Origin of the sequence: Thiolapillus sp. (assembly GCF_048562965.1) — a bacterium.
Classification (GTDB): domain Bacteria; phylum Pseudomonadota; class Gammaproteobacteria; order Chromatiales; family Chromatiaceae; genus Thiolapillus; species Thiolapillus brandeum_A.
In genome coordinates, this window is the sequence record NZ_JBHNMF010001475.1 from 1 (window position 1) to 611 (window position 611).

Here is a 611-nt window from a genome sequence, read left to right on the forward strand (position 1 = left end):
ATAGGAATACCTCTGGCATTAATCGCCCAGTGCGTCACCCACGATGCCCAGTCCACAGAGACAACACCACTCAGCGCGCGATACAGGTCCCGACACGCCAGCACATCAAACCGGCAATACCGGGAGAACAGATCTATATCTTCCTGCTCATCAAAGCCCAGCTGCTGCTGTACCTGTGGCGTACAAAACTTTTGCATGAGCCGGTCGATGCCGCCCATCTTCTGATGCTCCAGCCCCACCGCTTCTGCCGCCCGGGAAAGCTTCCCCGGGAACCCTGCGATACGTGACATGACCATGGTGCACCGCCACTTCTCTTTGGGAATGTCGGGCACCAGAAACCGCCGGACAACCTCAGCATCAAACTCTGCATTGTGCGCTACCAGAACATCCGCTTCCTTCAGGCACTGAATGAAATCCGAAAAGGGGTTAAAGCCACTGTTCCACGATACTGTAGCCTCTGAGTACTCATCCCATGTATACCCCACACACACAATCCGTGTGCTGTGATGCTCCAGGTACTTATAGGACCCAACCGCTTTTATATCGAGCTCAGAATACGTCTCGAAATCGAGATACAACGTCTTCATAACATTCTCCTGAAACCCCGGTAC

Annotated in this window: 1 protein-coding gene; it reads right to left on the reverse strand. The window is 53.4% G+C overall.

Annotated features, from left to right (window positions below):
• Window positions 1–587 (reverse strand): hypothetical protein (locus tag ACOCD2_RS25015; RefSeq protein ID WP_419626365.1); only part of this gene is annotated, 587 nt, incomplete at its 3' end.
• Window positions 588–611: the final 24 nt, after the last annotated feature.